Origin of the sequence: Anabaenopsis sp. FSS-46, from assembly GCF_029891665.1 — a bacterium.
GTDB classification, from domain to species: Bacteria; Cyanobacteriota; Cyanobacteriia; order Cyanobacteriales; family Nostocaceae; genus Anabaenopsis; species Anabaenopsis arnoldii.
Genome location: NZ_JANQDG010000044.1, coordinates 1 through 21,387, shown reverse-complemented (window position 1 = coordinate 21,387; position 21,387 = coordinate 1). Strand labels below are relative to the sequence as shown.

Annotated in this window: 19 protein-coding genes and 1 pseudogene; 14 read left to right on the top strand and 6 right to left on the bottom strand. The window is 42.2% G+C overall.

Going from position 1 to position 21,387, the window contains the following annotated elements; all coding sequences use genetic code 11:
- The first annotated feature begins 146 nt into the window (after nucleotides 1-146).
- Entirely contained in the window at nucleotides 147-1,715 is a 1,569-nt protein-coding gene (gene cobA / locus NWP21_RS04485; RefSeq protein WP_280791772.1) for a uroporphyrinogen-III C-methyltransferase, read from the top strand.
- A 48-nt stretch (nucleotides 1,716-1,763) separates the two neighbouring features.
- Nucleotides 1,764-2,048: a DUF2470 domain-containing protein gene (locus tag NWP21_RS04480; RefSeq protein WP_271734308.1), complete on the top strand. Its 285-nt coding sequence runs from the start codon at nucleotides 1,764-1,766 to the stop codon at nucleotides 2,046-2,048.
- A 26-nt stretch (nucleotides 2,049-2,074) separates the two neighbouring features.
- Here the strand turns inward: NWP21_RS04480 and NWP21_RS04475 are convergent, their stop codons facing one another.
- A complete protein-coding gene (locus NWP21_RS04475; protein ID WP_280791781.1) occupies nucleotides 2,075-2,887 on the bottom strand; it encodes a Tab2/Atab2 family RNA-binding protein in 813 nt (270 codons plus the stop codon).
- 72 nt (nucleotides 2,888-2,959) lie between these two features.
- The gene (locus tag NWP21_RS04470) at nucleotides 2,960-3,718 is read right to left on the bottom strand and encodes a YebC/PmpR family DNA-binding transcriptional regulator (RefSeq protein ID WP_280791771.1); all 759 of its coding nucleotides are present in this window, start codon (nucleotides 3,716-3,718) and stop codon (nucleotides 2,960-2,962) included.
- A 112-nt stretch (nucleotides 3,719-3,830) separates the two neighbouring features.
- On the opposite strand from NWP21_RS04470, the gene NWP21_RS04465 reads away from it, so the two are divergent.
- The 3 genes from NWP21_RS04465 to dcm all read left to right on the top strand — a co-directional run bounded on the left by NWP21_RS04465 (nucleotide 3,831) and on the right by dcm (nucleotide 10,206).
- Complete coding sequence (locus tag NWP21_RS04465; RefSeq protein ID WP_280791770.1) at nucleotides 3,831-5,150, top strand: ABC transporter substrate-binding protein; 1,320 nt, start codon at nucleotides 3,831-3,833, stop codon at nucleotides 5,148-5,150.
- A gap of 150 nt (nucleotides 5,151-5,300) precedes the next feature.
- The gene (gene metH / locus NWP21_RS04460) at nucleotides 5,301-8,828 is read left to right on the top strand and encodes a methionine synthase (RefSeq protein WP_280791769.1); all 3,528 of its coding nucleotides are present in this window, start codon (nucleotides 5,301-5,303) and stop codon (nucleotides 8,826-8,828) included.
- A gap of 76 nt (nucleotides 8,829-8,904) precedes the next feature.
- On the top strand, nucleotides 8,905-10,206 hold the full coding sequence (dcm, locus tag NWP21_RS04455; RefSeq protein WP_280791768.1) for a DNA (cytosine-5-)-methyltransferase: 1,302 nt from the start codon (nucleotides 8,905-8,907) through the stop codon (nucleotides 10,204-10,206).
- On the opposite strand, the gene NWP21_RS04450 is transcribed toward dcm, so the two are convergent.
- Nucleotides 10,199-10,381, bottom strand: a complete 183-nt coding sequence (locus tag NWP21_RS04450; RefSeq protein ID WP_280791767.1) for a hypothetical protein — start codon at nucleotides 10,379-10,381, stop codon at nucleotides 10,199-10,201. The genes dcm and NWP21_RS04450 overlap by 8 nt on opposite strands.
- 62 nt (nucleotides 10,382-10,443) lie before the next feature.
- A pseudogene (locus NWP21_RS04445) lies at nucleotides 10,444-10,554 on the bottom strand (DUF2887 domain-containing protein); the annotation flags it as partial.
- A gap of 55 nt (nucleotides 10,555-10,609) precedes the next feature.
- On the opposite strand from NWP21_RS04445, the gene NWP21_RS04440 reads away from it, so the two are divergent.
- Nucleotides 10,610-11,326: a M15 family metallopeptidase gene (locus NWP21_RS04440; RefSeq protein ID WP_280791766.1), complete on the top strand. Its 717-nt coding sequence runs from the start codon at nucleotides 10,610-10,612 to the stop codon at nucleotides 11,324-11,326.
- Nucleotides 11,323-11,964 carry a PAP/fibrillin family protein gene (locus tag NWP21_RS04435; RefSeq protein WP_280791765.1) on the top strand — a complete coding sequence of 214 codons (642 nt, stop codon included), beginning with the start codon at nucleotides 11,323-11,325 and terminating at the stop codon, nucleotides 11,962-11,964. Before NWP21_RS04440 ends, NWP21_RS04435 begins: the two co-directional genes overlap by 4 nt.
- Here NWP21_RS04435 and NWP21_RS04430 read toward each other — a convergent pair.
- Nucleotides 11,945-12,418, bottom strand: coding sequence for a TspO/MBR family protein (locus NWP21_RS04430; RefSeq protein WP_280791764.1), 474 nt, complete (start codon nucleotides 12,416-12,418; stop codon nucleotides 11,945-11,947). The two genes, NWP21_RS04435 and NWP21_RS04430, sit on opposite strands and share 20 nt — an antisense overlap.
- A 393-nt stretch (nucleotides 12,419-12,811) precedes the next feature.
- On the opposite strand from NWP21_RS04430, the gene NWP21_RS04425 reads away from it, so the two are divergent.
- The 4 genes from NWP21_RS04425 to NWP21_RS04410 all read left to right on the top strand — a co-directional run bounded on the left by NWP21_RS04425 (nucleotide 12,812) and on the right by NWP21_RS04410 (nucleotide 16,308).
- The gene (locus NWP21_RS04425) at nucleotides 12,812-13,399 is read left to right on the top strand and encodes a DUF3611 family protein (RefSeq protein WP_280791763.1); all 588 of its coding nucleotides are present in this window, start codon (nucleotides 12,812-12,814) and stop codon (nucleotides 13,397-13,399) included.
- Between the two features lie 329 nt (nucleotides 13,400-13,728).
- Complete coding sequence (locus tag NWP21_RS04420; RefSeq protein ID WP_280791762.1) at nucleotides 13,729-13,893, top strand: hypothetical protein; 165 nt, start codon at nucleotides 13,729-13,731, stop codon at nucleotides 13,891-13,893.
- Nucleotides 13,894-14,155: 262 nt separating this feature from the next.
- Nucleotides 14,156-14,938, top strand: coding sequence for an ABC transporter ATP-binding protein (locus NWP21_RS04415; RefSeq protein WP_280791761.1), 783 nt, complete (start codon nucleotides 14,156-14,158; stop codon nucleotides 14,936-14,938).
- 17 nt (nucleotides 14,939-14,955) lie between these two features.
- The gene (locus NWP21_RS04410) at nucleotides 14,956-16,308 is read left to right on the top strand and encodes an MlaD family protein (RefSeq protein ID WP_280791760.1); all 1,353 of its coding nucleotides are present in this window, start codon (nucleotides 14,956-14,958) and stop codon (nucleotides 16,306-16,308) included.
- Here the strand turns inward: NWP21_RS04410 and NWP21_RS04405 are convergent.
- Nucleotides 16,305-16,601 carry a DUF3288 family protein gene (locus NWP21_RS04405; RefSeq protein WP_280791759.1) on the bottom strand — a complete coding sequence of 99 codons (297 nt, stop codon included), beginning with the start codon at nucleotides 16,599-16,601 and terminating at the stop codon, nucleotides 16,305-16,307. The two genes, NWP21_RS04410 and NWP21_RS04405, sit on opposite strands and share 4 nt — an antisense overlap.
- 233 nt (nucleotides 16,602-16,834) lie before the next feature.
- Between NWP21_RS04405 and NWP21_RS04400 the strand changes: the two genes are divergently transcribed.
- The 3 genes from NWP21_RS04400 (at nucleotide 16,835) to NWP21_RS04390 (ending at nucleotide 21,341) form a co-directional block, all read left to right on the top strand.
- The gene (locus NWP21_RS04400; RefSeq protein WP_280791758.1) at nucleotides 16,835-19,288 is read left to right on the top strand and encodes an ATP-dependent Clp protease ATP-binding subunit; all 2,454 of its coding nucleotides are present in this window, start codon (nucleotides 16,835-16,837) and stop codon (nucleotides 19,286-19,288) included.
- A 155-nt stretch (nucleotides 19,289-19,443) separates the two neighbouring features.
- Nucleotides 19,444-20,586 carry an ATP-binding protein gene (locus NWP21_RS04395; protein WP_280791757.1) on the top strand — a complete coding sequence of 381 codons (1,143 nt, stop codon included), beginning with the start codon at nucleotides 19,444-19,446 and terminating at the stop codon, nucleotides 20,584-20,586.
- Nucleotides 20,583-21,341, top strand: coding sequence for a DUF3226 domain-containing protein (locus tag NWP21_RS04390; protein ID WP_280791756.1), 759 nt, complete (start codon nucleotides 20,583-20,585; stop codon nucleotides 21,339-21,341). The genes NWP21_RS04395 and NWP21_RS04390 overlap by 4 nt, the downstream gene beginning before the upstream one ends.
- The last annotated feature ends 46 nt before the right edge of the window (nucleotides 21,342-21,387 follow it).

The window sequence follows — 21,387 nt, the reverse complement described above, 5'->3', positions numbered from 1 at the left end:
GCGATTTTTTTCCTTGATTTTTCCGGGGTGATTTCTTCTTTTTTCCGCCGATTAACGCCAAGTTATCAGGGTTTTTAATAGGAGGTTAATTCCAGTTTTTGTAGTAAAATTTATTTGTTTTCTGGGTGGTTTCACAGGTTAAATTTATGACTGAACAAAAGGGGAAGGTTTATCTGGTGGGTGCTGGACCTGGAGATGTGGCATATCTGACGGTAAAGGCTTACAATCTTCTGGCTATGGCTGAGGTGTTAGTCTACGATGCTCTGGTAAATCAGCAATTATTACAGTATGTCAGACCTGATTGTCTGTGCCTAGATGTTGGTAAACGTGGTGGTCAACCTAGCACACCCCAAGGGGAAATTAATCAATTACTGGTTGACTATTGTTTGCAAGGTAAACAGGTGGTACGATTAAAATCTGGGGATCCGTTGATTTTTGGTCGCTGTACCCCGGAAATTACAGCTTTGCAAGCTCAGTATTGTGAGTTTGAAGTCATACCAGGAATTTCTTCGGCCTTAGCTGCTCCTTTAATGGCTGGGATTCCTGTGACTGATGCTGTACTTAGTCGTTGTTTTGCTGTCCTCACAGCCCATGAACCAGATGTTTTAGATTGGGAAGCTTTATCTAGATTGGACACTCTGGTAATATTGATGGGGGGAACTCATCTAGCTGAGATTATACATCAACTCATCAGGCAAGGTCGATCACCATATACCCCTATTGCTATTATTCGTTGGGCGGGAACTCCTGATCAACAAGTTTGGGTAGGAGAACTGAAAAATATTCTCACGCAAACCCTGGGCGTTTATCTCTCCCCGGTGGTAATTGTGATTGGGGAAGTTGTAAAATTACGTAATTACTTACAAACTCAGAGAATATCCTTAAAAGATCAAGCTTTTGACTCTCCACCTATGTTAAATAATTCTCCCCTCACAGGTAAAACTATTCTGGTGACTCGTTCCGCTGGGCAATCGAGCCAATTTAGCGATGGCCTCTCGGCATTGGGTGCGACTGTGATTTCCATGCCTACTTTAGAAATTGTCCCCCCTTCCAGTTGGTCAGATTTAGACCGGGCGATCGCTAATTTGGCAGATTTTCACTGGTTAATTCTTACTTCTACCAATGGGGTAGACTACTTTTTTACCAGATTATTCGCCCAAGGTCAAGATGTTCGTGCTCTAAGTAGCATTAAAATTGCTGTGGTGGGTGAAAAAACAGCCCAAAGTCTGCAACAACGGGGACTTAAACCAGATTTGATTCCCCCTAATTTTGTCGCTGATGCTTTGGTGGCTCATTTCCCCGAATCACTACAGGGTCAAAAGGTGTTATTTCCCAGAGTAGAAAGCGGCGGAAGGGATGTTTTAGTTGCCGAATTAACTGCTCAAGGTGCGGTAGTTGTAGAAGTAGCTGCATATCAATCTCGCTGCCCCACAAGTATACCAGAGTCAGCAAAATTAGCCTTGCAAAATCGGACTGTAGATATAATTACCTTTGCTAGTTCTAAAACTGTCAAGTTCTTCTGTCAACTCTTACAAGAGGTATTTGCCGATAACCGTGACATCAGCCATATTTTAGCAGATGTTTGTATTGCTTCTATAGGTCCGGAAACTTCCAAAACCTGCCAATCCTTATTAGGGCGTGTGGATGTTGAGGCTGAGGAATATACTTTAGATGGTTTAACCCAAGCAGTAGTTAAATGGGTAAAAAGTCGTTAACTGGTAAAATCTGAGATCATCACTGTATTATTAACTTCTTAATCCATCATGTCTGATTACTTCTCCCCTGAAATTAGCTCACGCATTTGCACTCATATGAATGATGACCATGCTAATGCTGTAGTTCTTTATGCCCAGGCTTTTGGGGGTGTGACAGATGTCACAAGTGCAAAAATGCTCTCCATTGACTCTCAAGGGATGAATTTGACAGCAGAGGTAAATCAACAAACTGTGCCAGTGCGGATTCAATTCGATCATATTTTGGTAGACTCAGAAGATGCTCACCAAACTTTGATTGCCATGGTGAAGCAAGCACGACTTCAGGGAAAATAGTCACTAGCTTAAGTAGGTTACCTTGGTTAAATATACTTAGAATTTACATCTAAGCATAGTAACCAGAAGCCACTATAGGTCATCCCAGAATCATCGGGTTGCACTAACAAAAAGTGCAATCCTCGGCTTTGTTGTTGACGCTGTTGATAGGTTTTGGCCCCCGCAACCACATCTGCATCTGTAAAAGTGGCGAGAATCCACCTATCTACTAAACCAGCCTCTAATATTAAACCATGGGGTTCACCTGCTATGTAATTTAACGATGCTGGCTGTGCCGTATCTAACCACCTAGCCAAAGCCATTGACTTTCTACCACCATAGATAACTACCCCCGGAATAGGCGCTGTGGATGGTAAACCCAAATTAATGGGTTGTAAAGATTCTGGTATAGACAAAATAGGTATGGGGCGTTCTGCAAATACATCCACAAGCTCACCCGCTGGGAGCGTAGCAAAGCGCCACTGTTCCCCCCAGAGGTTTTCTGGTAATGGTGTTGGGGGTGGTTGATCTAGGGTTAAGGGATATTGCTTTGCTTGTAACCACCGTTTTAAGGCTAAAGTATGGCGGTTGGGTTCGAGGCGAATATTTAAGTTTTTGGCGGCGACTTGAATTAAACTTAAGGTCTGGGGACGAAATACCTGAATGATATCTGGTAAGTTGTTACTAGCGGCTAGCTGAATTTGAGTAGCAAGCCAATGGGCGGTGGCTGCTGACTGGGGACAGGTGGCTGTATATTCAAAGGTATGTGTGGGGTCACAAATCAACAATTCCCATAGGGTTTGTCCGGATGTCTCCTGTACTGGACTGCGATAAAAGTCAAGTTGCCAAATTTTCATAATTTTTGGGAAAAAGAGATTTATGAACCACAGATCCACAGATAAATTGATGGGTGTCTGTGGGGTTAGTTGTTCTTAAACCATGATGACATCTAAAAGACTGTCGGCTATTTCAAAGTTAGCAGTCACATTCTGGACATCATCTAAACCTTCGAGAGTATCAATTAACTTGAGCAGCGATCGCCCTTGCTCAGGATCAGCAATCTCAATATAATTAGTAGGTATCCAGCGTAATTCTACATCCCTGATCTCAAAGCCTTTGTCCTTGAGTGTCTGGGTGAGTAGTTCTAAGTTGATCACCTCGGTAAATACCTCGGCTATGTCATCGTCAATCATTTCATAAGATTGGGCTTCACCTTCTAGGGATGCTTCTAAAAGCTGGTCTTCATTTTTTACCCCCTGAACAGTACACACACCTTTTTGGTGAAACATCCAGCTGACGCAACCTGTTTCACCAAGGTTACCACCGCGCTTACTAAAAGCGGCACGTAAATCAGCCGCTGTGCGGTTACGATTATCTGTGAGGGCTTCAATTAAAATTGCGACACCACCCGGTCCATAACCTTCGTAGCGAATAGCCTCAAAATTACTACTATCCCCGCCAAAGGTTCCTGCACCTTTAGCGATCGCCCGTTCAATATTATCATTAGGTATATCCGCAGCCTTAGCCTTATCGATGGCTGTACGTAGCTGAAAATTAGCGCTGGGGTCTGGTAAACCAGTCCTCGCAGCAATAATAATTGCTCTAGATAACTGGGCGAAGGTCTTACCCTTCTTGGCATCTACTACTGCCTTTTGACGCTTAATATTTGCCCATTTACTATGTCCTGCCATAATGTTAAATGATTAACCCTTTCTTGAAAGTTTAGGATATATCAAATGCCAATTGAAGTATCTAATATCAATTGTGCGATACCTGATGAGAAGTTTTGCGCGCATTTTTCCCATGCCCAATAAATTCAGAAGACAAAGAAAGAAATTAAAATACTACATTAGAAGTTTACTACTGTTACTGCTGGTCGGCATACTGGCTTTGAGTGGATGCCAAAACCTCAGAAAAACAGATGTAGTTCATCTTACCTTATGGCAAGGTGTAAATCCCCCGCCTAATCGAGATGTTTTACAAGGACTTGTAGATAAATTTAATCAAACTCATCCCTATATTCACGTAGAATCTGTCTATGCAGGACAACAAGACCAGCAAATCCCCAAAATTTTAGCAGCAGTGGTGGGGAATGCTCCCCCAGACCTATTATGGTACAACCCCACTATTGCCGGTCAATTAGTGGAACTAGCAGGTTCCTTAATTCCTTTAGATGACCAGCTGAATAATTCCCCAGTCAAAGGGGAAATTGACCCGGCCTTGTTTGAATCCATGGAATACCAGGGTAAAATCTGGTCTGTGCCCTTTGCAACTAATAATGTGGCTGTATATTACCGTCCCAGCTTGTTTACAGCCGCCGGAATTACCGAATTACCCAGAACTTGGGAAGAGTTTCGCCAAGTGGCGCAAAAATTAACCCGTGATACTAATGGCGATGGCCGCATAGACCAGTATGGGGTATTGTTGCCATTAGGCAAAGGTGAGTTTACGGTCTTCACCTGGTTACCATTTATGTGGAGTAGTGGCGGCGAATTAGTACCGCCAGATGTGCAAAAACCAGCAGCAGTAATGTTACAAGATAATCCAGGGGCGATCGCCGCCTTGCAATTTTGGCGTCATCTGGTTGAAGATGGTTCTGCCATGTTATCCCCCCCAGAAAGAGGCTATGAAACAGGTAACTTAATTTCTGGTAAGGTAGCCATGCAGGTAACTGGTCCTTGGAGTCTAAAAGAATTTACTCAGAGCGGTGTTGATTTTGCCGTTTTTCCCATACCTATAAACAAACAACCAGCTACCAGCATCGGGGGTGAAAACCTATTCTTATTTAAAACCACACCAGAAAGGCAAAAAGCAGCTTTCATCTTTGCTGAGTATGCCATGAGTGCAGAATTTCAAACAGAATTAGCTTTGGGAACCGGTTATTTACCAATTAACCTGAAATCTCGCCAACAACCAGAATATCAAGCATTCCTCCAAACTAACCCATCTGTGCAGGTATTTTTAGATCAGGCCCGACATGGGCGATCGCGTCCCATCTTTCCCGGCTACAATCGGATATCCGATAGCCTAGGACGAGGAATAGAATCAGTACTACTGGGTCAAACCTCCCCAGAACAGGCCCTAAAAACCGCCCAACAGCGCCTAGACCTGATCTTTAACTGAAACCACCAAGCGTCAACATCTGTGGTTTGGACTGTGCGCCTAGTATATGCAACAAAATTCTACCAAGACCGAACCGCATAAAACGCCGACAATTTGGGAAAATAATAAAATAGAACACTACAAGACTGAAGTAATTTCCTGTAGGAAAATATGACTCATCCGTTCCTAGAACATCTGCATAGTCCCAACCGCCCAGTTATCGTCTTTGACGGTGCAATGGGAACCAACCTGCAAAGTCAAAACCTGACTGCGGAAGATTTCGGCGGTCCAGAATATGAAGGTTGTAACGAATACTTAGTTTACACCAACCCCGAAGCCGTCGCCAAAGTACACCGAGACTTTCTCGCCGCTGGCGCTGATGTCATTGAAACAGACACCTTTGGAGCCACATCCATTGTACTAGCAGAATATGACCTAGCACACAAGACCTATGACTTAAATAAAACAGCCGTAGAAATAGCCAAGAGGGTCGCCGCTGAATTTTCCACCCCAGACAAACCGAGATTTGTCGCCGGTTCCATGGGACCCACAACCAAACTCCCCACCTTGGGACATATTGACTTTGACACCCTCAAAGCTAACTTCGCCGAACAAGCCGAAGCCCTCTTTGATGGTGGAGTTGATTTATTTCTGGTAGAAACTTGTCAAGACGTACTGCAAATCAAAGCAGCACTCAATGGTATTGAAGAAGTTTTTAGCAAAAAAGGTGAACGTCGCCCGCTCATGGTATCCGTTACCATGGAAAGCATGGGTACAATGCTAGTAGGTTCAGAAATCAGTGCTGTGCTGACCATATTAGCACCATATCCCATAGATATTCTGGGTTTGAACTGTGCCACAGGGCCAGACCTGATGAAACCACATATCAAGTATCTCTCAGAACATTCACCTTTTATCGTCTCCTGTATACCCAATGCCGGTTTACCTGAGAATATTGGTGGTAAAGCACACTACCGCCTCACACCGTTGGAATTACGCATGGCATTAATGCACTTTGTTGAAGATTTGGGTGTCCAAGTGATTGGGGGTTGCTGTGGGACACGTCCAGAACACATTCAACAATTAGCAGAAATTGCCCAAAACCTGAAGCCAAAAGTCAGACAGCATAGCCTAGAACCAGCCGCAGCATCAATTTATTCCACTCAGCCTTACGACCAAGATAATTCCTTCTTAATTGTCGGTGAACGTCTCAACGCCAGTGGTTCCAAAAAATGCCGTGATTTGCTCAATGGAGAGGACTGGGATGGACTAGTATCTATGGCTAGGGCCCAAGTCAAAGAGGGGGCACACATCCTTGATGTCAACGTCGATTATGTAGGACGTGACGGTGTGCGAGATATGCACGAACTGGTATCACGCATTGTCAATAATGTTACATTGCCCTTAATGCTCGACTCCACAGAATGGGAAAAAATGGAGGCGGGGTTAAAGGTAGCCGGTGGTAAGTGTTTACTCAACTCCACCAACTACGAAGATGGCGAACCACGTTTTTTAAAAGTGCTGGAGTTAGCTAAAAAGTACGGCGCTGGGGTAGTTATTGGTACTATCGATGAAGATGGGATGGCGCGGACAGCCCAGAAAAAGTTTCAAATTGCCCAACGTGCCTATCGTCAAGCTTTAGAATATGGTATCCTGCCCACAGAGATATTCTTTGATACTTTAGCTTTACCTATTTCTACCGGGATTGAAGAAGACCGATCCAACGGTAGGGCTACCATTGAATCAATTCGGCGGATTCGCCAAGAATTACCCGGCTGTCATGTAATCTTAGGTGTATCTAATATTTCCTTTGGTTTGAACCCAGCAGCCAGAGTTGTACTCAACTCCATGTTTTTACATGAAGCAATGACAGCTGGTATGGATGCAGCCATTGTCAGCCCTAACAAAATTTTACCTTTGTCTAAAATTGCAGACAACCATCAACAAGTTTGTCAGGACTTAATTTATGACCGGCGTAAATTTGAGGGTGATGTCTGCGTTTATGATCCTTTAGGAGAACTTACCACCTTATTTGAAGGGGTAACTACAAAGCGCGAAAAAGGTGTAGATGAAAGTCTCCCCATAGAAGAACGCCTCAAACGTCATATCATCGACGGCGAACGCATTGGTTTAGAAGCACAGCTCACAAAGGCTTTAGAACAATATCCGCCTCTGGAAATTATCAACACCTTTCTTCTAGATGGGATGAAAGTTGTGGGTGAGTTGTTCGGTTCTGGACAAATGCAATTACCTTTTGTTTTGCAGTCAGCGGAAACCATGAAAGCTGCGGTTGCATATCTAGAACCCTTCATGGAAAAGTCAGAATCTGGTAATAATGCTAAGGGCACCTTTATCATTGCCACGGTTAAAGGTGATGTCCATGATATTGGTAAAAACTTGGTAGATATTATCTTATCTAACAATGGCTACAAGGTCATTAACCTGGGTATTAAGCAACCGGTGGAAAATATCATCGAGGCTTACCAACAACACAAAGCTGATTGTATTGCTATGAGTGGGTTGTTAGTCAAGTCTACCGCTTTTATGAAGGATAACTTGGAGGCTTTCAACGAAAAGGGAATTACTGTTCCTGTAATTTTAGGTGGTGCGGCCTTAACTCCCAAGTTTGTGTATCAGGATTGCCAAAACACCTACAAGGGTAAGGTAATTTATGGTAAGGATGCTTTTGCTGATTTGCATTTCATGGATAAATTAATGCCAGCTAAAGCTGCTAATAATTGGGATGATTTCCAAGGATTTTTGGATGAGGTAGAAGCAGAACCAAAAATCACCACCTCCCCAGCACCTAGTACCCAGTCTCCCGCACCCAGTGATGCCCAACCTGTAACTATAGATACCCACCCATCTGAAGCTGTGGCGGTAGATATTCCCCGCCCCACACCGCCTTTTTGGGGAACTCAGTTATTACAACCTGCTGATATTCCCATTGAAGAAGTTTTGTGGTATTTAGATTTACAAGCTTTGATTGCTGGACAATGGCAATTCCGCAAGCCAAAGGAACAGTCTAAGGAGGAGTATCAGGAGTTTTTACAACAGAATGTTTCTCCGATTTTGGAGGGTTGGAAGGAAAGGATCATTACTGAGAAGTTGCTACATCCCCAGGTAATTTATGGGTATTTTCCCTGTCAGTCTCAGGGGAATACTTTGTATATTTATGATTCTCACCATCCAGAGTCAGAGGTAAGAGCCTGTTTTGAGTTCCCCAGACAGAGGTCTTTAAGGCGGTTGTGTATTGCTGATTTCTTTGCACCCAAAGAGTCGGGGGTAATTGATGTCTTCCCCATGCAGGCGGTAACTGTGGGAGAGATAGCCACGGAGTTCGCCCAAAAGTTATTTGCTGATAATAAGTACACAGATTATCTGTATTTTCACGGTTTAGCTGTGCAGGTGGCTGAGGCGTTGGCGGAATGGACTCACGCCAGAATTCGCCGGGAGTTGGGTTTTGGTGCTAATGAACCGGATAATATTCGGGATATTTTGGCACAGCGTTATCACGGTTCGCGGTATAGTTTCGGTTATCCCGCTTGTCCGAATATGCAGGATCAGTATAAGCAGCTGGAGTTGTTGGAGACTGACAGAATTAATCTGTATATGGATGAAAGTGAGCAAATTTATCCAGAACAGTCTACGACGGCGATTATTGCTTATCACCCCGTAGCTAAGTATTTCAGCGCCTAGTTATACTCCCCCCTTCCCAATGGGATGGGGGTAATTCAGGAATTGGCCTGATTTTAATAACACAGGTTTTAAAAGTATGCAAAAAATTAGATTCGTGGATTTATTTTCAGGGATAGGAGGAATTAGATTAGCCTTTGAACAAGCTGCTCATGGATTAAATATAGAAACCGAATGTGTTTTAAGTAGCGAAATCAATACAGATGCTCAACTAGTATATGCAAGAAATTTCAATCACCAGTCTTTAGGTGATATCCGAATTATAGATAAACTACCAGAACATGAAATATTATTAGCCGGGTTTCCTTGTCAATCATTTTCTTATGCTGGCAAAAAAGAAGGGTTTGGCGACACCAGAGGTACACTATTTTTTGAAATTACTAGATTGCTTGATACATATAAACCACAAGCTTTTATTTTTGAAAATGTTAGAGGTATTTATAGTCATGATCAAGGTAAAAGTTTGGCAACGATCAAACACGAAATACAAAAAAGAGGTTACAGCTTTGATGCTTTTTTACTCAATAGCGCAAATTTCGGCTTACCCCAAAATCGATTGCGAATTTATTTAATTGGCATTTTAAATGCTAATCCTGTATTTGATTTGATGTCGGATGTTGGTCCAAAAGATTCTCATAGTTATAATGATAATCAGTTATCTTTATTTGATCAAACAAAAAAAAATGTGAGTGTGTCTGATATTTTAGAAGATAATCCTAGCAGTAAATATGACTGTTCTCCAGAGTTTATTAATGCCTTGAAACGGATATTTAACAATGATTTAAATCGACTCCATGGTGTAAGGCTAATTGATTATAGAGGTGGTAAATCTATTCATTCTTGGGAGTTAGGTTTGCGTGGTGAATGTACTGTAGAAGAAATTGCATTGATGAACCGTTTTATCTTAAAAAGACGTAACAAAGAATTTGGTGACATACAAGACGGTAAACTACTGACTCAAGAACAAATAGCTAGTTTCTGTGATTATCCTAATTTGGCAGATGTTTTGAATTCACTAGTTACTAAGAAATATTTGAAACTGATTAATGGTAAATATAAACCTTTATCTGGTAATTTTTCATTTGAAGTTTATAAATTTTTAGATCCTAGGAAAATTTCTGTGACATTGGTTGCTAGTGATGCTAATAGATTAGGCGTTTATCATAATCAGCGAGTCCGACGAATAACTCCCCGTGAAGCAGCACGTTTACAGGGTTTTCCAGATAATTTTTTACTTCATCCCAATGATGATAAAGCTTACTATCAATTGGGCAATTCGGTAAGCATTAATGTAGTTAAGGCTGTCGCAGAACAAGTGTTGGTAAAAATGTTTTCTGGTTCTCAAGTAAAAATAGAAAAGACTCAGGAATTAGTTAGATAAGTAATTTTAGAACGATGACTTTTATCTTAGGCGCTACAGCAACACCTGCATCTGTAAAGATGGCTACAATCCACTTATTTACTAAATCACCTTGTGATATTAAACCATATTGATGAATTGTCGCCAGCGATCGCATCCCAACTACCTTCAGGTAACTGGTAACAATACTCCTCAACTGGAAATACAGCCATCTGAGTGAGGTAAACTAGGGCAGACAGGATGCCCACCCCACAAGATTACTGACTCAAATCTATAGTTCTGTGCTTGTTCAGGACGGTAATCAATCAGTTCAAAAATAACCGATGGAAATCGCTTAAAAATTTGGTAATAAATCGAGTCCCGTTTCATGAAAATATTTACATACTAGGATGGTTATAATCTTTGACACTGAGTACAAAAACCAATGAGACCTTATCACCAAATCCCTATATTAGAATGCGGTGAACCACTTGCGGCAATTCCTTTGCAATTATTTGCAGTGGAATCTCCCCATCCTTATGAAAAATTGGGCGCACCCTATGGGGGATATTCTCCTTATTATTTGCGCCAAAGTGTGGTAAAAAATTTAATTCAAGCCCAAAATTATTTACAAGCAATTCATCCCGGTTGGTATATCCAGATTTTTGATGCTTATCGCCCTGTGGCTGTGCAACAATTTATGGTAGATTACAGTTTTGCTCAAGCTTTACAACAGCAGGGATTGACTGAGGCTGAGTTATCACCACCACAACTACAAGCAATTTGGGAGTCAGTTTATGAAATTTGGGCGATACCCAGTTGGGATGAAAAAACTCCCCCTCCCCACAGTACGGGTGCAGCTGTAGATATAACATTGGTGGATGATAGGGGGGAAATAGTCGATATGGGTTCCCCTATTGATGAGTTGTCAGAGCGATCGCACCCGGACTACTATCTTGATAGTCACCACCCACAAGCCGCAACATATCACGCCCATCGGCAATTATTGTATAATGTGATGTTAAAAGCTGGATTCCAACGCAACCCTAGGGAATGGTGGCATTTTTCCTTGGGTGACCAGATGTGGGCTTGGTTGTATAATCAAAGTAATCCGGCTAATTCTTTCACAGCGCGTTATGGCCGGAAAATATTTGACCCTTGAATAATCGACTTTTATTACAGCAAAAACTCCAAACTTCCCTAGAGGAGATACAAACTAAACGTAATCTCAGTTCTCCTCTGACTGATTTACAGTTAGGTGAAACCTTAGCTGCAGAAATTGCTCAATTAGCTACGGAACTAGAAAGTTATAATCCCCATCCCCAACCTCTCCTCAATGCTACTTCTGTGCTTAATGGGGGGTGGAAGTTGCTGTACTCCACAGCTAGAGAAATCCGTTCTTTAGATTCCCTCCCCCTAGGATTACAGTTAGGTCAAGTTTATCAGGTAATTGATGTTACCAACAAACGATTTTTTAACTTAGCTTTTGTGAAACATTCTTTGGGGTTAGTTTCTGGATATGTGAAAGTAACAGCTAGTTTTGCACCAGCAACAGAGCAACGCATCAACGTAGATTTTGATCAACGCTATCTATCCATTGAGAAGATTTTGGGCTTTGATACTCCCCAACTTAACCCGTTTAAAGTAGTTCCTGCTAACAATCCTCAAGGGAGAGTCCCTACTTTAGATATTACTTATTTAGATCAAAGTTTCCGCATTGGACGGGGAGGAGATGGTAGTTTATTCGTTTTAAGTAAGGTTGAGGATCTAAGTCAAATTCTCAAGCATCTTGAGGATTAAGGTTAATCATTTTCCAAGTGGTATATGTACTGATGGGACTCCACAACAAATAGGGTATCAATAATACTGCTGCAACTCTGTAAACAGGTAAAATTGCTAGTGTCAAGATGAGACAGATGACAAAACCTGTACCACCAATAATCGTACCCACCCGCAGACTACGCAGCCAAAACATTACCGGTGTATAGGCGATGGTGACAATTTCTAATAGTAAGTATAAACCCATGAGTAACCAAGTTCGTCCCGTACCTGGATTACTTTCCCAGACTATATAAGCTGACCAACCACCACAAATAAATATTAAAGTCCAAATTACTGGAATTGCTCTCTCAAAGGTTAACCATCGCGGTCTACGTAAGCGCCTAAACCATTGTACGTCGCTGGGTGTAATTAAGTTAGATCCTAAAGCTATTAACAAAGCTACACCCCCTATAACCATCCAGGATCTGATCATCTGCTATATAAAACCTAGACAAAGCTAGACTTTACTTTCTACTTCAAAGGGGGCATGGGAGCGGTTATCCCTCAGTAGACTTGCACGCCTTAGCCACACGCGATTGTGTTCCAATTAAGTTTCTGAAAAAGACTACCACCATCATTGCTTGGTTTTCGCGTCGGCAGTAGTCTCAATTCAATACTTTATATCACTCTATTATATATCAAGTAGTTGATTTTTTACTAAAAATATATGGATTCTTGTCAATACAAGTATAGTTTTGTCTATGAAATTGTCAACTTAGGACTTGCTCTTTTATTATTGATAAATATTAACTGCAATTCTGCCTCTGGATGATTACATTCACCACAGCTGCAAATTACTATCTAGGATGGGGGTAGGGTGAAAAATATGGAACCAAATACAGAAGTGCGATCGCTAGCACCATCACACCACAATAGAAATAGACAGCATAAAATCGCCAATCAAATTCGCCTCACAGGGTGGATTACCCTATGGGTACAATTAGCATTAGCCCTAGTTTGTACCTTATTGCTGTTATTTGCTTCTCCTGGGCGTGAATTTGCTCAACAACCGAACCCAGGCTTTGGAATTGGTGTATTCTGGGTTGTCACCTCAATTTTATTCTTATTATTCAGCATATTTTGGGATTTTCGTTACACCCGCATAGGTAGACGCTTAGACAATCCTAACCCCACTCTCCACCCCAGTAAAGTAGATACCACCAGAGCCATCCGCATGGGTGTAATGGTGGGTTTGGTGGGAATACTCCTGAGCATTTTAGGCGCTACTACAAGCGTGAGTGTCCTAGTAGCAAAAGCTGTATCCCAACCCCCAGGAGTAGCGATTACTGACCCTAACAAAATCATTCGTGCCCTGGATGTGTTTATAGTAGTCGCTAACATTAATGGTATTGCTGCTCATTTTGTTGGTACAGTTGCTTCCATATGGCTACTGGAAAAAGTCCATCAACATTAGTATGGCAGCCCGTCCTGTCAGAACAACTACTTAGTACAATTAGGACTTGAACAAAGGGCAAAATATCCTCAAGTTTGATCTCAATCACCAAGCTATATTAGTTACTGAATACAGAACTTTCTACCTAGATAAAATACAGATATTAATTATAAAACTATTGTGGGGTGGGCATCCTGCCCGCTAAGAGTGTACCTCACCTAGATGAAATCCGCTGTATATAGTTCAGAATTAATGATACTCTAAATGGTAAAATGTTGGTGTAAATTGCTTATGGATAGGTTATAGTACCCATTCTCCACTCCAGAAATAATCAAACTACTGTCAGATTTATGCCATTTTCTGACATCAAACTGGCTGCAGGGGGTAGATTGGTGGTACTAGCGACCATGGAAGGATTGCAAGGGGTAGAAAACAATACTATGCTACCACGTCAATATTTACTGCGGGTAGAACAGGCTATTTCAGAAGCAGCAGTTTTTGAGGGTGCGGCTTGAGTTTCCCGGATATGCTGCTGTGCTATACCCATTGGCAATCTGATAAACCAATTACCAGCTATTTTAGAGTATCCTCTCTATAAACATCAAGCCTATCGTTGAGTGATTAAATACCAAGTTTCCACTTATAGCAACCGCCAAGGTGGTTAGGACACAAACAAAAGATAAAACCGTTGAAATTCAAGCGTTTCAAGGCTTCCCCCTGCCCCCTGCCCCCTGCCCCCTGCTATATATTCTCTAACTACCCCCTAATTAGTGACCAATGAATGAACCATTAATTGAACTCAAGGGTATTTCTAAGTCCTTTGGTAGCAATAAAGTCTTAGATAATGTGGATTTGACAATTTATCGGGGGGAAGCCGTAGGGATTATTGGGCCTTCAGGAACTGGTAAATCAACGGTTTTAAGAATTATTGCGGGATTAATGGCTCCCGATAGCGGAGAAATTTACATTCAAGGGGTACGGCGAGATGGGTTAATTGAGGACAGTACTGATCCTATTGGTATTGGGATGGTGTTTCAACAGGCGGCTTTATTTGATTCCTTGACAGTAGATGAAAATGTCGGCTTTTTACTGTATCAACATTCCAAGATACCGCGATCGCGCATTCAAAAACTGGTTAAGGAAAAATTAGAAATGGTGGGTTTATCCGGAATCGGCCATCTCTACCCATCTGAATTATCGGGGGGAATGCGAAAACGGGTCAGTTTTGCTAGAGCCATTATTTCTCATCCCGATCATCCCACCGAAGGGCCACAAGTTTTACTATACGATGAACCCACCGCCGGACTTGACCCCATTGCTTCCACAGTCATCGAAGATTTAATTCGTCAGTTACAATTAACACAGGGTGTGTGTAGTACCTATGTGATTGTTACCCACCAAGATAGTACGATTCGCCGCACAACTGATAGATTGGTATTCCTTTATCAAGGTAAGGTGCAGTGGCAAGGTACAGTTAGTGATATAGATACCACAGACAACCCATTAATTAGACAATTTATCAGTGGGAGTGTACAAGGACCTATTCAGGTGGCTGGGTAGGTGCATGGAGGAAAATTATGCGAGATATCAGAACTAACAGCTTTGCGTCTAAGCGCACATTACGAGAAGGCTCAGTAGGGTTGCTCATCCTCATGGGTTTGGGAGCATTTGTGATGATTGTCCTCTGGTTGAATAGACTCACACCTGGAAAAAATTCATATAAATTCATAGTGGAATTTGCTAATGCTGGCGGTATGCAAAGAGGCGCACCAGTCCGTTATCGGGGTGTGAAAGTCGGTAATATTTCCCAAGTTCAAGCAGGGTCAAATGCTGTAGAGGTAGAAATTGAAATTGCTCCCGCTGACTTGATGATTTCCCGTGATGTGGTTATTGAAGCCAATCAGAGCGGGTTAATTAGTGAAAGTATTATTGATATTACACCCACAAAATCTCTACCTACTGGCGTGGCGATCGCTAAACCCCTAGATGATAACTGTGATCAGACCCTAATAATTTGTAATGGTTCACGCTTACCAGGTGATATTGGTATCAGTATTGATGAACTAATTCGTAGCTCAACCAACTTAGCCACCACATACAATGACCCGCAATTTTATCAAAGACTCAATCAACTTTTAGAAAGCTCAACAGCAGCAGCTACCAGTATCGCAGCCCTAAGTGAAGATATGCGAAAATTAACAAAAACTTTTGAGGGACAAATAAGTACGTTTTCGGATACTGCCAACTCAGTACAACAAGCCACAAATCAACTGACTGCATCCGCTACTAAAACAGTAGATCAATTAGGTGTGACAGCAAGTGAATTTAGTTCTACAGCTAATCAAGCTAATCGGTTATTAAATAACCTAGATGAGCTAGTCACAAGCAACCGCAGTTCTTTAGTTGGTGCTTTAAATAATATTACTGAAACTAGCAACCAACTCCTAGTTACAGCCAACACCCTATCACCAGCGGTTAATCAATTAGCTCAAGGTGAATTACTCAAAAACTTAGAAAACCTTTCGGCAAATGCAGCCGAAGCCTCAGCTAATTTACGGGATGCTTCTCGAAACCTTAATGACCCTCAGAACCTTCTGCTCATCCAGCAAACCTTAGACTCAGCACGGGTAACTTTTGAAAATACCCAAAAAATTACATCAGACTTAGACGAGTTGACAGGTGATCCGGCTTTCCGGCAGAATCTCCTGCGGTTAGTCAATGGTTTAAGCGGGTTAGTGTCTTCTACACAACAGGTGCAGCAACAAGTTCAAGTAGCTACTACCTTAGAATCCCTCAAAACAGCCGCCAGCACACCTAATTTTGAAGTTTCTCCCCCACCCATTGTTAATTCAGCCATTCCCGCATCATCCCCAGAAAAGCTATTAAAGCAGCTGCGGAAGTATGGAGAACAAAGAAATGGATCGGACTAATTCCAATCTTCCTCTGCTTTTTTGCCGCGACTTTGATAAATTCCCCCCAAATCATGAATTTGGCGAGTTCTATCAAAAAGTTCCGCCTCTGTCAAACCCCACTGCTGCATGATTTGATCCAGGTCTTTTTGAATGTCTCGCGCCCCGGGAAAGCCTTGATAACGAATTCTTAATCTGGCTAATTCTGCTAAATTGTAGTCTGTTGCCCCTTGAGCGAGTAAAATGTTAATAGAGGGGCGATCGCGGTTATAGAGGGGATGTTGTTGTTCTTTCTCACCGTGGGATTCTGACATGATTTATACCTTTGATGGAGTAACTACTTGATACCAATTCTAGAGTTAAAAGTTGTTATATTCCCCCATAATTAATCATGACGGCAACCACACCTCACCTCATACGGGTCTCACTACTGCCATGCAAGTTTAAATAAAGATACATTATCTTTAAGAAAATACAAAAAAGTTTAAATGAGGGTGAATATATAGCTCACCCAACGCCCAAAGCAGCAAGGGAGCAAAAACCCATTATGTTTGAACACTTCACTTCCGAAGCCATTAAAGTAATTATGTTATCCCAGGAGGAAGCACGTCGCCTGGGGCACAATTTCGTAGGAACTGAACAAATTCTCCTGGGTCTAGTGGGAGAAGGGACTGGGGTTGCTGCTAAAGTATTAGCTGAATTGGGTGTGACTCTCAAGGAAGCACGTCGGGAAGTCGAAAAAATTATCGGGAGAGGTTCTGGTTTTGTACCGCCAGAAATTCCTTTTACCCCCAAGGTAAAAAGCTTATTCGAGCAATCCTTTCGAGAAGCCAATAGCCTGGGACATAACTACATTAATACTGAACACTTACTCTTGGGATTAACGGAGGCTGGGGAAGGTGTCGCCGCCAAAGTCCTACAAAATCTCGGGGTTGACCTAAGGAATATCCGCACAAAGGTGATCCGGCGTTTGGGTGAAGGTGGAACTGTGTTAGCTAGCACAGGCGGTACTTCCCCCCGCAGCCAAAACCTCAGCTTGGAAGAATTTGGCAGAAACCTGACTAAATTAGCCCATGAGGGTAAGCTTGACCCCGTAGTTGGTCGAGAAAAAGAAATTGAGCGTACTATCCAAATTCTCGGTCGCCGTACTAAGAATAATCCTGTGTTGATCGGTGAACCTGGAGTTGGTAAAACGGCGATCGCCGAAGGTCTAGCTCAACGCATCGCCCATCAGGATGCTCCCGAAATTCTGCTAGACAAGCAAGTAATTAGTCTCGATATGGGGCTTTTAGTCTCTGGAACCCGTTTTAGGGGTGACTTTGAAGAACGCATCAAGAAAATTGTTGCAGAAGTCCGCTCCGCAGGGAATATCATTCTGGTAATTGACGAGGTTCACACCTTAGTTGGTGCTGGTGGTACAGAAGGCGGCTTAGATGCAGCCAATATCCTTAAACCAGCCTTAGCACGGGGTGAACTCCAGTGCATTGGTGCAACTACTCTCAATGAGTATCGTCAGCATATTGAGCGTGATGCAGCCTTAGAGCGTCGTTTCCAATCAGTATTAGTAGGGGAACCCTCAGTACAAGAAACTATTGAGATTATCTACGGCTTGCGGGGAGCTTACGAGCAGCACCATAAAGTACATATATCTGATCAAGCTGTGGTGGCCGCCGCTGAGTTATCAGACCGTTACATCAGCGATCGCTTTTTACCAGACAAAGCCATTGACTTAATTGATGAAGCAGGTTCCCGCGTGCGGTTGCGTCACTCTCGCACCTCTACAAATAAAGAACTCAAGCAGCAATTAGTCGGTGTCACCAAAGCCAAAGAGGAAGCAGTTAGACTGCAAAATTTTGACAGAGCATCACAACTGCGCGACGAGGAAATCAAACTCGAAGCCGAACTGCACGACGTATCACAAACTGAGCAATTTATCAAGTCCCCGGTAGTAGATGAGGAAGACATTGCTCAAATCGTCGCCTCTTGGACGGGCGTACCAGTGAACAAACTCACCGAATCGGAGTCGGAGTTACTCTTACACCTAGAAGACACACTCCACGAGCGGTTAATTGGTCAAGAACAAGCAGTTACCGCCGTATCCCGTGCTATTCGTCGCGCTAGGGTAGGGTTAAAAAATCCCCATCGTCCCATTGCGAGTTTTATTTTCTCTGGACCGACAGGAGTGGGTAAAACAGAGTTAGCCAAATCCTTGGCCTCCTACTTCTTCGGGTCGGAAGAATCTTTGATTCGCCTAGATATGTCCGAATACATGGAGAGTCATACTGTTTCCAAGCTCATCGGCTCACCTCCAGGTTACGTGGGATACAACGAAGGCGGTCAACTCACAGAAGCCGTGCGCCGCAGACCATACTCAGTGCTACTATTCGACGAAATCGAAAAAGCGCACCCCGATGTATTCAATATGCTGCTGCAACTCTTGGATGACGGCCACCTCACAGACGCTAAAGGTCGGAAAGTGGACTTCAAAAATACCCTAATTATTCTCACTTCCAACATTGGCTCTAAGGTGATTGAAAAAGGTGGCGGTGGTTTAGGCTTTGACTTTGAGACTGAACAGGATGCTAACTATAACCGCATTCGTACCTTAGTTAATGAGGAACTAAAGGCTTACTTCCGTCCTGAATTTCTCAACCGCTTGGATGATATTATCGTCTTCACCCAACTGGCTAAAGATGAAGTCAAGCAAATTGCGGACATCATGCTCCGGGATGTTGCTACCCGCTTGAGTGAAAAAGGCATTACTTTACAAGTCACAGACCGCTTTAAAGAGCGTGTAGTCCAAGAAGGCTATAGCCCCAGTTATGGCGCTAGACCCTTACGCCGAGCAATTATGCGCTTATTAGAAGACCCTCTGGCTGAAGCTATGCTTTCTGGTGAAATTACCGATGGAGTTACAGCGATCGCCGATATTGACGATGACAATCATGTAACCATACAAGGCTCAGAAAAGCGAGAGTTACTCTTGGCTAATGCTGGTTAAGACCTCAAAGGAATATTTTAATTCACGATTTCCCCGGGTAATTATACCAGGGGATTTTTTTATTTACATTGATCTAGCAAACTTTTGAATCAAACTCAACAATCAAAGCATAAGTCAGATAAAATTGGATGGCTACAACCTCGGTTTAGTTTGGTATGAAAAATCTTGAAAGCTTAACCATCCACCAATTTCGAGGTTTACAGAACCTGAAATTACAGGATACAGGACAAATCAATATCCTTGTGGGAGTTAACAACGCCGGTAAAACTAGTGTACTAGAGGCAATCTCAACTTATTGTCGTCCTCTAAATTTATCTGAGTGGCTGTCAACAGCATCGCGGCGAGAAATATATCGTAGTAGTTCCAGGTTGGAAGCTCTCAAATGGTTATTTCCCCAGCAGAGATACACAAACCATACTCAGAATTACCAAGGAAAAATATTAATCTCTAGTACCGGTGATTTCCCAGTCACTAAATTAGAAGCAACCTACCAGGAACTTGAAGTAACATGGATATCCAAACAAACACTTGGTGATGACGAAATAAATGATAGAGATGAAAGTATAGAAGATGATTTTAGCAATCGACAAGGTGCAGAGCTGGAACTAATGGTTACTCCTGCTAGTTGTCAAACAGACTCGTGTCAGAATCAAGATGCAATTACCGCAAAGTTTCAAATATGGGACAATGATAGATTTATTCCTAAAGGAGGGCAAAAAAATTTAGCATTACCTGTTGCTACCATTACACCATTTTCTCATCGTGCAGAACGGTTTCAAATGCGGCTGCTTTCAGATGCTATCTTTCAAGATTTCAAGTCAGAGGTAATTAAATTACTTCAGTATATGGACTCGGGAATTATTGACCTTGAGCTTTTAGTTCCTCCAGGTCAAAGAATACCTCGTCCCAGTATATACATTAACCATAAACAAACAGGTATTTCACCAATTAGTGTTTTTGGTGATGGTGTGTCTCGGTTGCTAACCATGGCTTTAATGCTGGTCAAGGTCAAGGAAGGAATTTTGTTAATTGATGAATTAGGAACCGCCATTCATACTGAAGCACTACAGTTTTTCTTTAAGTGGTTGGTTAATTGGTCTCGGAAAATGAAAGTACAAATTTTCGCGACTACTCACAGCCTTGAAGTGATTGATGCGCTTTTAGTAGCAAATACAGACGATGATCAATTAGTAGTATATAGAATAGAACCCAATAATTCAGAGACTCATGCAGTTAGGTTGAATAAAACTATACTCAAAACACTTCGAGAGGAATTAGGACAGGAGGTTCGCTGGTGAGTCGGAAATATGCTCTGATCGGCGTTGAGGGACCTCATGATTTAGCATTTGTTAGCAAGGTTCTCAAGCTACTAAAATTCCAAGCATTTGATGGAAAAGAATCTAATTTAGACCCTTTCTGGGCAAAATTTAAACCAACTTATCCTAAAAAAGGGGGGAATTTGTATGAAAGGTTAGATATGCCAGCAATTTATTATACAGATAATCTCTCAGTTGCTATATATGCAGGTGGTGGAAGTAACCTAGCGAAACTTCTATTAGCTATTTTGGCAAATCATACCCCATATAAACAAGAAATTGTAGCATTTGGAATTATTGCCGATGCTGATCAAGATTCGCCAAATAAGATTGCTCAAGAATATAGTGGAAAATTCCAAGTATATTTTCCGCAATTTCCCACAGTAGGAGGAAAAGTAGATACAGATTACCCACGCACAGGTATTTATGTACTGCCAGATAACAGAAAACAAGGTGTCTTAGAAAATATCCTTCATAGTTGTGGCCATTCTGCTTATCCTTTCCACATGGAGAAAGCTGAGTCATATTTAGCTGAGTTTGATGCAGAACATAAGCTGGATTGGAAACCATTTGATCATCAAAAAGCTTTAATAGCTACAGTTGTCAGTGTCCTTAAACCAGGGAAAACTAATACAGTGAGTATTAAAGATAATAACTGGATTAGTGAAGACACTTGTAGTCAGGTTCCGGCTCTGGAAAATTTTGTAGAGTTTATCAAACAACTCTTAGATATATAAATATTAAGATATAGCAGGGGGCAGGGGGCAGGGGGCAGGGGGCAGG